The organism is Streptomyces sp. SID486 (assembly GCF_009865385.1).
In the GTDB taxonomy this organism is placed as follows: Bacteria; Actinomycetota; Actinomycetes; order Streptomycetales; family Streptomycetaceae; genus Streptomyces.
Genome location: NZ_WWJT01000247.1, coordinates 1 through 11114, shown reverse-complemented (window position 1 = coordinate 11114; position 11114 = coordinate 1). Strand labels below are relative to the sequence as shown.

At 72.6% G+C, this 11114-nt stretch carries 9 protein-coding genes; 2 read left to right on the top strand and 7 right to left on the bottom strand.

Features of this window, described 5'->3' with window-relative positions; all coding sequences use genetic code 11:
• Nucleotides 1–160: 160 nt before the first annotated feature.
• The 3 genes from GT045_RS12310 to GT045_RS12300 all read right to left on the bottom strand — a co-directional run bounded on the left by GT045_RS12310 (nt 161) and on the right by GT045_RS12300 (nt 1789).
• Nucleotides 161–517, bottom strand: a complete 357-nt coding sequence (locus GT045_RS12310) for a DUF2516 family protein (RefSeq protein WP_161288113.1) — start codon at nt 515–517, stop codon at nt 161–163.
• Between the two features lie 100 nt (nt 518–617).
• Entirely contained in the window at nt 618–1220 is a 603-nt protein-coding gene (locus GT045_RS12305) for a hypothetical protein (protein ID WP_161288111.1), read from the bottom strand.
• Between the two features lie 80 nt (nt 1221–1300).
• The gene (locus tag GT045_RS12300; protein WP_161334180.1) at nt 1301–1789 is read right to left on the bottom strand and encodes a helix-turn-helix transcriptional regulator; all 489 of its coding nucleotides are present in this window, start codon (nt 1787–1789) and stop codon (nt 1301–1303) included.
• A gap of 200 nt (nt 1790–1989) precedes the next feature.
• On the opposite strand from GT045_RS12300, the gene GT045_RS12295 reads away from it, so the two are divergent.
• Together GT045_RS12295 and GT045_RS12290 are read left to right on the top strand one after the other, a co-directional pair.
• Nucleotides 1990–3069: a MerR family transcriptional regulator gene (locus GT045_RS12295; RefSeq protein WP_161334179.1), complete on the top strand. Its 1080-nt coding sequence runs from the start codon at nt 1990–1992 to the stop codon at nt 3067–3069.
• 237 nt (nt 3070–3306) lie between these two features.
• Nucleotides 3307–5691, top strand: coding sequence for an excinuclease ABC subunit UvrA (locus tag GT045_RS12290; protein WP_161334178.1), 2385 nt, complete (start codon nt 3307–3309; stop codon nt 5689–5691).
• Between the two features lie 428 nt (nt 5692–6119).
• On the opposite strand, the gene GT045_RS12285 is transcribed toward GT045_RS12290, so the two are convergent.
• The 4 genes from GT045_RS12285 to GT045_RS12270 all read right to left on the bottom strand — a co-directional run bounded on the left by GT045_RS12285 (nt 6120) and on the right by GT045_RS12270 (nt 10887).
• Nucleotides 6120–8150: an AAA family ATPase gene (locus tag GT045_RS12285; protein ID WP_161334177.1), complete on the bottom strand. Its 2031-nt coding sequence runs from the start codon at nt 8148–8150 to the stop codon at nt 6120–6122.
• 122 nt (nt 8151–8272) lie between these two features.
• The gene (locus GT045_RS12280) at nt 8273–8887 is read right to left on the bottom strand and encodes a TetR family transcriptional regulator (RefSeq protein WP_161334176.1); all 615 of its coding nucleotides are present in this window, start codon (nt 8885–8887) and stop codon (nt 8273–8275) included.
• 47 nt (nt 8888–8934) lie between these two features.
• Nucleotides 8935–9756: a winged helix-turn-helix domain-containing protein gene (locus tag GT045_RS12275; protein WP_345942622.1), complete on the bottom strand. Its 822-nt coding sequence runs from the start codon at nt 9754–9756 to the stop codon at nt 8935–8937.
• Nucleotides 9757–10284: 528 nt separating this feature from the next.
• Nucleotides 10285–10887: an aerial mycelium formation protein gene (locus GT045_RS12270; RefSeq protein ID WP_161334174.1), complete on the bottom strand. Its 603-nt coding sequence runs from the start codon at nt 10885–10887 to the stop codon at nt 10285–10287.
• Nucleotides 10888–11114: the final 227 nt, after the last annotated feature.

Genomic DNA, 11114 nt, shown 5'->3' with positions numbered 1-11114 from the left:
CCCGGAGGCGAGGGCCGCACCGGGAGGCGAGGGCCGCGGCGGAACGACCGCTCCGCCCCCGGCGCCGCCGGGGCGACGGCGGACGGCCCTCCGGCGGAACGCGACTACCGGCCGCCCTCCGGCGTAGCGCGGCTACCGGCCGCCCTCCGGCGGAACGCTGCTACCGGCCGCCGTTGTACGGACCGTAGGGGCCGTCACTGCTGCTGCCGCGGCCTCGGCGGCCCCAGCCGCGGCCTCCGCCGAGCTGCGCGAGCGCGGGGCGTACGTCCACGATGTACACGATGCTCGCGACCGCGGCGGCGATCGGCAGGATGGACAGGATCGAGAACAGGTAGCTCACCACGAGCGAGATGCCGAGGATGATCAGCCAGAAGACCTTGTTCTGCTTGTCGGCCGCGCGGAAGGCGTCCTCACGCCGGAACGCGGCGTCGAACAGCCCGAACGCGGCCAGGGCCATCAGAATGATCTTCAGGATGCCCATGAACCCCGCGAAGCCCAACATCAGCATGCTGCCCACCGCCCGTTGATTTCCGATCCCTGCTACGCCGCCACCGTACCCACAGAACGGGCCGGACACCCCAAAGGTGCCCGGCCCGCACGCGTCCCGCCCGTCGCCGTCACTTGGCCGGCGGGGTGTTCTTCTTCGTGGTGGTGGGGGCCTTGCGGGTGACCGGCGCCTTCTTCGCCGCGGACTTCTCGTCCGCGGCGGCCCCGGCGGACGTCCCGGCCGTCGCCGGGCCGTCCTGCTCGACCTCGACCGGCTCGGGCTTGCCCTCGACGACGATCGCCAGGTCCTCGATCTCCTCGGCGGCCTCGCCGCGCCAGGTCTTCACGGCCTGCTCGCCGTGCTCGGCGACCTTCTCGTATGCCTCGCGGGCCCTGACGGCGTACTCGGCGGCGACGCCGACGCTGCGCAGCGCGAGGTCCTGGGCGGTCTCCCCGAGCTTCTTCAGATCGACGTCGAGGGCGCCGATGAACTCGTTGACCTTGGTCTGGAGGGTGTCCTGTGCCTCCTTGGCGCGTGCGGCGGCCTTCTCCTGCACGGCCTTCGGGTCGGTGTTGCGCACGGCCTCGATACGGGCCGGGGCTTCGGCGCGCAGCTGCTCGACCAGGGCCGGCACCTTCTTGGCCTGCTGCAGCGCCAGGTCGGCGGTGCCGGCGGCGAAGTAGAACGGGGTCGGGTCGCTGAGGGTCTTGCGCAGGTCGTCGGTGATGGCCATGGTGAGGGTCCTCCCGGATCGGATTCGCGTTCGACTGGGTTGTGTGGTCCGCGGTGGGCGTCCGGAGCCCTGGTCCGGCGTCAGCCGGCCGTCCGCCGCGGGCCGGCGTCCGTGTCCTGCACGGCGGCATCGCCTCCGCCGGTCGTACGGCCCGCGCCGCCGGCCCCCCGGTCCACCAGCCCGTTCCCGTCCGCCTCGTCCGCGGCGCTCTCGCCGGTCCCGAATCCGTTCTCCTTGCGGAAGGACTCGTAGATCTGGAGCAGCACCTGCTTCTGCCGCTCGTTGAGCGAGGGATCGGCGAGGATGACGGCACGCGTCTCCACCTCGTCACGGTCCCGCTCGGCGTCGAGGATGCCGGCGCGGACGTACAGCGTCTCGGCGGAGATGCGCAGGGCCTTGGCGACCTGCTGGAGCACCTCCGCGCTGGGCTTGCGCAGCCCGCGCTCGATCTGGCTCAGGTACGGATTGGACACCCCGGCGGCATCGGCGAGCTGCCGCAGCGACAGCTGGGCGTTGCGCCGCTGCTCGCGCAGGTACTCACCGAGATTGCCGACGTTGAGCGATGCCATGCCTCCACCTTGCCTCACCTTCGCTAACAATTGCAAGCATCCGCTTGCAAGAGTGTGTCGCGTGCCGGGGGGCATCAGCGATGGCCTCCTCGCCGCCACACAAGGCGGGGCCGACCGGAGCTCCTGGTTGACCTTCACCTTGGGGGAGCCCACAGCATCGGTGGGGCCGGGCGACGTGCCTGGCATGAGGAGGAACGAGCATGGAGTTGCTGACCATCGGGACGTTCGCGAAGGCGTCCCGGCTGTCGCCGAAGGCGCTGCGTCTCTACGACGAGCTCGGCCTGCTGGCTCCCGCTCGCGTCGACCCGGTGACCGGCTACCGCCTCTACGCACCGGAGCAACTGGATCAGGCCAGGCTGGTCGCCTGGCTCCGACGGCTGGGGATGCCTCTCGCCCGCATCCGACAGGTCTGCACGCTGGAGGCAGGTCCGGCAGCCGAAGAGATCCGCGCGTTCTGGGCCCAGGTCGAAGCCGACACCGCCGCACGCCGGGGCTTGGCCACGTTCCTCATCGACCACCTGTCCTGGAAGGACCCTGCCGTGTCCCCGACCGCCAAGCCCCTGAGCATCCGTTACGCCGCCCTTTCCGACACCGGCCTTGTCCGCGAGAGCAACCAGGACACCGCCTACGCCGGGTCCCGCCTGCTCGCCGTCGCCGACGGCTTCGGCAGCGGAGGTGCCCCCGCAAGCGCCGCCGCCGTCGACGCGCTCAAGAGCCTCGAAACCGACAGTGCCCCGGCGGGCGATCTCCTCAACGTCCTCGAAGACGCGATCGACCAGGCCAAGCAGGCCGTGCACGGCATCTCCGGACTCGGCTCTTCCCACGAGAACGCCGGCACCACACTCACCGCGATGCTCTGGACCGGCTCGCAGCTGGCCCTGGTCCACATCGGCGACTCCCGCGTCCACCTCCTGCGAGACGGAGAGCTGTTCCAGATCACCCACGACCACACCATGGTGCAGTCGATGGTCGACGAAGGACGCCTCAGCCCCGAAGAAGCCGCCTCCCACCCTCAGCGGTCCCTGCTGATACGTGCCCTGGGCCGAGGAGCCGACTCCACACCCGACATGCGCCTGCACGACGCCCGGCAGGGAGATCGCTACCTGCTCTGCTCGGACGGCCTGTCCACCGTCGTGCCGACCGAAGGAATCCGCCGGGTGCTCTCCGACATCGGTGAGCCGGAGCAGGCGGTCCGCGAACTCGTCGCCCTGGCCAACGGCTCCGGCGGCCCCGACAACGTCAGCTGCGTGGTCGCCGACGTCATGGAGCTCCAGCAGTAGGAGCGAGTGGCATGCACTGCGAGTTGCACCAGGTCCGCTCCCACGAACTCATCCGCGAGGCAGACGCACACCGACTCGCCCAGCAAGCCGGGAAAGCCGGATCGGCGCCGAGCGGGGATGCCGCACCTTCCGCGAGACCGGACAGCCCGGTCGTGACGGTCAGGAATCGAGAAGCACCGGGTGGGCCGTCGCCGTTAGCGTGGCGGAGGCGGCCCCACGGACGGAGAGACGATGAGCATGACCACGAGGACCGACGCGCCGGAGAGCACCGCGCACCTCGCCGACAGCCACGAGATGATCCGCGTGCACGGCGCGCGCGAGAACAACCTCCGGGATGTCAGCGTCGAGATCCCCAAGCGGCGGCTGACCGTCTTCACGGGTGTCTCCGGCTCGGGCAAGAGCTCGCTGGTGTTCGACACCATCGCCGCGGAGTCGCAGCGGCTGATCAACGAGACGTACAGCGCGTTCGTCCAGGGCTTCATGCCCACGCTGGCGCGGCCCGACGTCGACGTCCTCGACGGGCTGACCACCGCGATCATCGTCGACCAGCAGCGGATGGGCGCCGATCCGCGCTCCACCGTCGGCACCGCCACCGACGCCCACGCGATGCTGCGCATCCTCTTCAGCCGCCTCGGCACCCCGCACATCGGCTCGCCCAAGGCGTTCTCCTTCAACGTCGCCTCGATCAGCGGGGCCGGCGCGGTGAGCGTGGAGCGCGGCGGGAAGACGGTGAAGGAGCGCCGCGAGTTCAGCATCACCGGCGGGATGTGCCCGCGCTGCGAGGGCCGCGGCACGGTCACGGACATCGACCTCACCCAGCTCTACGACGCCGACAAGTCGCTGAGCGAGGGTGCGCTCACCATCCCCGGCTACAAGTCCGGCGGCTGGAACCACCGCCTCTACGCCGAGTCGGGCCTCTTCGACGCGGACAAGCCGATCCGCACGTTCACCAAGCGGCAGCTGGACGACTTCCTGTACCGGGAGCCGACCCGGATGAAGATCGCGGGCATCAACATGACCTACGAGGGTCTGGTCCCGCGGATCCAGAAGTCGATGCTCGCCAAGGACCGGGAGGCGATGCAGCCGCACATCCGGGAGTTCGTGGACCGGGCGGTCACCTTCACGACCTGCCCCGACTGCGACGGCACCCGGCTCAGCGCGGCGGCCCGGTCCTCCAAGATCGGGGGCATCAGCATCGCGGACGCCTGCGCCATGCAGATCAGCGACCTGGCCGAGTGGGTGCGCGGCCTCACCGAGCCGTCGGTGGCACCGCTGCTCAGCTCGCTGGGCGGCACCCTCGACTCGTTCGTGGAGATCGGCCTCGGCTACCTCTCCCTCGACCGGCCCGCGGGCACGCTGTCGGGCGGCGAGGCCCAGCGTACGAAGATGATCCGCCACCTCGGCTCCTCGCTGACCGACGTCACCTACGTCTTCGACGAGCCGACCACCGGTCTGCACCCGCACGACATCCGGCGGATGAACGACCTGCTGCTGCGTCTGCGGGACAAGGGCAACACGGTGCTCGTGGTGGAGCACAAGCCCGAGGTCATCGCGATCGCCGACCACGTGGTGGACCTCGGCCCCGGGGCCGGCACGGCGGGCGGCACCGTCTGCTTCGAGGGTGACGTGGCCGGCCTGCGGGCGAGCGGCACGCTCACCGGGCGGCACCTGGACGACCGGGCCGCGCTGAAGGGGACGGTGCGCGAACCGGCCGGGGCCCTGGAGATCCGCGGCGCGACCACGCACAACCTCCGGGGCGTCGACGTGGACATCCCGCTCGGCGTGCTGGCCGTCGTCACCGGGGTCGCCGGCTCCGGCAAGAGTTCGCTGGTGCACGGGTCGGTACCGGCCCGGGAGGGTGTGGTCTTCGTCGACCAGGCGCCGATCCGCGGTTCGCGGCGCAGCAACCCGGCGACGTACACGGGGCTGCTGGAGCCGATCCGTAAGGCGTTCGCCAAGGCCAACGGGGTGAAGCCGGCCCTGTTCAGCGCCAACTCCGAGGGCGCCTGCCCCGGCTGCAACGGCGCCGGTGTCGTCTACACCGACCTGGCGATGATGGCGGGGGTCGCCACGACGTGCGAGGAGTGCGAGGGCAAGCGGTTCGACGCCTCGGTGCTGGAGTACCGCCTCGGTGGCCGGGACATCAGCGAGGTGCTGGCGATGACGGTGACCGAGGCCGAGGAGTTCTTCGGCGCCGGGGAGGCCCGCACCCCGGCCGCCCACCGCGTCCTGCGGAACATGGCCGACGTCGGCCTCGGCTACCTCACGCTCGGCCAGCCGCTCACCACGCTGTCCGGCGGTGAGCGGCAGCGGCTGAAGCTGGCCACGCACATGGCCGAGAAGGGCGGGGTGTACGTGCTGGACGAGCCGACCACCGGTCTGCACCTGGCCGATGTGGAGCAACTGCTCGGCCTGCTCGACCGGTTGGTCGACGCCGGGAAGTCGGTGATCGTCATCGAGCACCACCAGGCGGTCATGGCGCACGCGGACTGGATCATCGACCTCGGGCCGGGCGCCGGTCACGACGGCGGCCGGGTCGTCTTCGAGGGCACCCCGGCCGAGCTGGTCGCGGCGCGCTCGACCGTCACCGGCGAGCACTTGGCGGAGTACGTCGGCGCGTGACGCCTGCCGGCGGTGGGCGGGTGGAGCGGTGCCGTTCAGCCGACGGGTGTTCGCCCGGGTGCGGGTGCTGTGGCTGGTCGCGCGGTTCCCCGCGTCCCTTCAGAGCGCCGCGTCACCTCCGAGTGCGGGTGCGCTGTGGCTGGTCGTGCAGTCCCCCGCCGTTGCGCCGCCGCGTGGCTGGCGGGTGCGGGTGCGGGTGCGTCGTGGCTGGGCGCGCAGTTCCCCGCGCCCCTTCAGGGCGCCGCATGACCTCCGGGTGCGGGTGCGTCGTGGCTGGGCGCGCAGTTCCCCGCGCCCCTTCAGGGCGGCGCATGACCTCCCGGTGCGAGTGCATCGTGGCTAGGCGCGCAGTTCCCCGCGCCCCTCCAGGGCCCCTCGGGGCCTCCGGGTGGTCCCCGCGCCGCCTCGGGGCGCCTCGGGGGCGGGGGTCAGAAGGGCAGGGGACGGGTGTGGACGATGTCCAGGCGGGAGACCGCTCGGGTCAGGACGACGTACAGGCGGTGGGCGCCGCGGGGTTCCGCCTCCGCCACCGCGGCCGGTTCGACGGCGATGACGTGGTCGTACTCCAGGCCCTTGACCAGGCTCGCGGGTACGACGGTCAGCCGGGCGCCGAGCGTGTCCGGACCGGCCGGGTCGAGGCCGGCCCCGGTCAGCGCCGCCCGTACCCGGTCCGTGTCCGCGTCCGCCGTGACCACCCCGACCGACCCCTCGCGGGCCAGGGCGTCGCGTACGGCGGCGACGGTGGCGCCGAGCACGTCGTCGGCCGGCCGGAGGGTCAGCTCCCCGTCGGTGCGCAGCGAGGTGGCGGCGGGTACGGCGACGTCGAGGCGCGCGAGCAGCCGGTTGGTCAGCTCCACGACGGCCGCGGGCACCCGGAACCCGGTGGTCAGCGGCACCACGGCCGTCTCCGGCCGGCCGAGGTGGCGCAGCTGCACGGCCCAGTCCCGGGCGGCCCACGGCGTGGTGCCCTGGGCGAGGTCGCCGAGGACGGTCAGCGAACCGAAGACCGCCCGGCGGGCGATGGCCCGGCACTCCATCGGTGACAGGTCCTGCGCCTCGTCCACGACGATGTGCCCGTGGCCCTCGGGGTGTTCCATGAGCCCGGCCAGTTCGTCGAGCAGGACCAGGTCGGCGGCGGTCCAGCGGGCCGACCTGTACGAGCGCGGCGGGCGGGGCAGGAGGAGCGCGGCCTGCTCGTCGGGGTCCAGGATTCCGTCGGCGGCCCGGCCCAGCACCGCGCCGTCGGTGAGGAGGCCGGCGAGGATCTCCTCGGGGCGGACCTTCGGCCAGACCGCGTCGAGGTGGGCGGTGAGCGGCCGGGCCCGTTCGATGCGGCGCACCCAGGATGCGGGCAGCGTCCCGGAGCGCCGTTCGGCCCGCTCGCGCAGCCGTCTCACCACCCGGGTGCGCACCCGCTCGCGGCCCGCGGCGTACGGCGGTTCCTCGGCGCGGACCTCCGCGACGAGCGCCGCCAGCTCTGCGGCGGGCACCCGCCACCGGTAGGAGCCGTCCGGTACGGCGAGGTCGGTCACGCCGTCGGTGGTCACGCGCGCGTACAGCGCCCGGCGCAGCACCTCGGCCATCCGCGGGTCGTGTTTGACGGCGGCCGTGCGGACGGGGTCGGTGCCGGTGACCGGGTGCCGGGCGATCTCGTCCAGCAGGGTCGACTGGCGTACGCCGGTCTCGCCGAGGGCGGGCAGCACTTCGGCGATGTAGTGCAGGAAGGTGCGGTTCGGGCCGAGGATGAGCAGCCCGGAGCGCTGGAGCCGCTTGGGGTGGGTGTACAGGAGGTAGGCGGCGCGGTGCAGGCCGACGGCGGTCTTGCCGGTGCCGGGCGCGCCCTGGACGCACACCGATGCGCCGAGGTCGGCGCGTACGAGGTCGTCCTGTTCGGGCTGGATGGTGGCGGCGATGTCCCGCATGGGTCCGACCCGGGGCCGCTCGATCTCGCGGGCCACGATGTCCCCGGTCCCTGATTCGCCCCGGCCCAGGTGTTCGTCCTCCAGCCCCGTCAGGTCGGCGGTCGCGCCGCGGCCGCCCGGTGCCCAGCCGAACCGGCGCCGTACCTCCACGCCCCGGGGGTCGCGGGCGCTCGCCTGGTAGAAGGCGCGGGAGACGGGGGCCCGCCAGTCGACCACGAGGGGCGGGGCGGTGGGGTCCTCGGTGATCCGCAGCCGGCCCACGTGGTAGCTCTGCCCGCCGTGCTCGGGGTCGTCGGCGGCGAAGTCCAGGCGGCCGAAGAACAGGGGACCGGGCGGGAGTTCGCGCATGGCCTTGGCCTGGCTGCGCAGCCGGCGGCCGAGGACTTCGGCGTCGGCTCCACAGGCGGAGACGTCCTCGCCGACGACGACCTGACGGGCGGCTCCCTCGATCATCGCGGTGAGGGCCTCGCGGCAGGTGTCGTGATGGGCGCGCTCGGTGCGCAGGGCCTCCGTGAGGGCGGGGTCGAGTGACGTCATGCCGTCAGCGTACCGCCATAACGTTACCGAGTTACATTTTTAACCGAGTCTCACATATGGATGACTGCCGGGGCCGACAGCGGGCCGCGAGACGCCGCCGGGCGGTCTCCGGGGAGCCCCTCTCAGTGATCCGGCCTCAGCTGGGGCAGCCCGTCGGCCAGCCGCCGGAACGCCCGCCGCGCCGCACCCACGGCGTCCGGCGCCACCTCCCCGACCGGTTCCCCCGCCGCGATCCGCCGCCAGTTCTCCTGGGCGAGGATGCGCTGGACGGCGATGATCTGCCCGGCGGCCAGCCGTGCGTCCAGCCCGCCCCCGAGCGCCTCGGCGAGCGCCGCCTCCGACCGCTCCACATGGGCGTACGCCCGCGCCACCAGGGACGGGGTGCCGTAGAGCAGGGTGTGGAAGGCGAGTACGGCGGGGTGGTCGTTCAGACCCGTGACCGGATCGCGGCGCTCGAGCCCCGCCAGGAAGTTCCGGTACAGCGCCTCCACCGGGTCGGCCGCCCCGGCCACCACCCGCGCGGCCTCCGTCTCGTGGTCGGCGATCCGGTGCAGGACCAGGTCCTCCTTGGCCGGGAAGTACCGGAACAGGGTCGGCTTGGAGATCCCGGCCGCGGCGGCGACCTCCGCCACGGACACCGCGTCGAACCCCCGCTCCAGGAAAAGCCGCACGGCGATGTCCGACACGTCCTGGTACATCTGCCGCTTCTTGCGCTCGCGCAGACCCATCTCACCCATGGGGCGAGCCTACGCAGCCGCGCGGGTCCGGGCCGGGCCGCCCGGCCTCACCGGGAGAGCGTCAGGTCCGTGGTGATGGTCTCCCAGAGCGCGTCGAACCACTTCCGCGACTGTTCCACGAACGCCGCGTCCCGCTGCCCGGCCCGCCGGTCGAAGGAGAAGAGCAGGGAATCGGAACCGAGCGCGTCGTAGATCTCCAGCGGTCCGCTCTCGGTGGGTTCCTCGCGGCGCGTGATCATGTAGTACGCGTACAGCGCCTCCGTGCCGTTGAGCAGGTAGAGCTTCACCGGCGGGGTGAACGGCAGGGCCCGGAAGGTGACCTGGACGTCGATGCCGTGGGTGCGGTGCAGGGCCTGGAGGTTGTACCGGAGCACCTGCCCCTGCGCGTTGCGCATCACCAGCCAGCGCTGGTGGACGGCGTCGTCGCCCTGCCCGGCGTCGACCGAGACCGGGAAGGCGAGGTGGATGTCGCGGGACGGCAGCAGGATCCGGACGTCGATCCGCTCGGGGCGGACGCGTCCCTCGTGGACCAGGCGCAGCGACTCACCGAGGGCGGGGATCAGGCTCTGCGCGGTCAGGCAGACGGCGTCGATCCGGACGTGAGGCGCGCAGAACGCCTCGGTCAGCCGGGGGGCGAGGGCCACCATGGTCGGCTGCGGCTCCTCGCGCGCGGGCGCCGGTCCGGCGACCCGGGGCGGGCTGCCCTTGCTGACGTCGCTGAGCAGGCCGTCCTCCTGCAGTGTCCGCAACGCCTGCCGTACGGCACCCCGTTCGACGCCGAACTCGTCGGCCAGCCTGGCCTGGGTGGGCATGCGTTCACCCGGCCGCAGCACCCCGGACCTGATCCGGCTGCGCAGTTCGTCGGCTATCTCGCGGTGGGACGAGCGGGGCCGCTGCGACCTCGTCCGTCCACTGGCGGAGACGTGCTCCGGGTCCACGATCGAACACTACAACTTCCCGCCAGGTTCCTACAGTTGTGCGTCAGTTGGTTACCGGACACTTCCACGGCGGGGCCAAGTTGCCTAAGTTGGTGGCCAAGTCCTCCCACATGGTCACAGGCGGCGACGGTCGGCCGGGACCCCTCCGGAGGGGAGCCGGGTGCCCGGCACGGCACAGTCACAACTGAAGACGGGCACCATCGCACAGCCACAACTGAACAGTTCGCTACGGATACACCGTCAGTGCCGCCGGACGGGAGAGCTGCGGCGACGGTCCGGGCAGCCCAGCCGCCCGGACGAGCGCACCGGGGCGTCGGCCTCCTCGGAGGCGGCGCCCTCTCGTGCGCCCGCGCCCCGCCCCCCGCCACGGCCGCCCGCGTCACCTCACGCCACGCCGCCCGCGCCCCGCCACCCCCGCTCCCCGTCATGTCATGCCAGGTCGGACTCAGGTCCGCCGGGTCACGTCAGCAGGTCGTCCACCTGGGCCTCGCCGACCCGGTAGCGCCGCGTGATCTCCCCGCTGCAGTCGTCGGCCGTCCGCTGCAGCCGCTGCCGGCGCCGCGAGACCTCCTGCTCGTAGCGCACCAGTCTGCCCATGGCGGCGGTCAGTTCGAGGTCGGTCCGCGCCGTGAGGTCGGACAGCTCGACCTCGGCGAGCATCTCGGCGGCCAGCCGCCGGTACTCCTCGTTGTGCGGGGTGCCGAGGGTGACGTGCCGGGCCGAGGAGCGCTGTCTGGCCGGGGCGTCCTGGAGGATCTCCGGGAGCCGGTCGACCACGGAGCCGTCCGTCGGTGCCGGCAGGGCCGTCCGGCCGCGCCGGCCCTGTTCCGCGCGCAGGATGTCGATCCGGCCCTGCAAGAGGCGCCGCACGTAGCTGAGATCGGCCTCGTCACGCTGGGCGTCGCGGCGCAGGACGCGCAGTTCGGGCAGGCTCAGCCGGGCCAGGTCGTGCTCGGGCGGCTCGGCGGGCAGCGCGGGGCCCGCGGTGCCGTCCGCGCGCTGCGCGGGCGGCCGGTGCGTCCCCTGCGTCCCCAGCCGCCCGCTGGTACTCGGTGTGCTCATCTGCTTGTGACCGTCCCCTCGACCGGCGTGTGGAAGCATGGTGCCACCCCAACCGACCCCAATGTGACCGAGTCCCCCCGAACGGCCCTAGATGGGAGGTAACGGATCCATATTGGGCCCGCTGCGGACGAGCCAGGAGCACCGGGCATGATGGTCCGCATGCGTGCGGTGGTGCAGAGGGTGGACGGCGCGAGCGTCGTGGTGGACGGCGAGACGGTGGGCGCGAT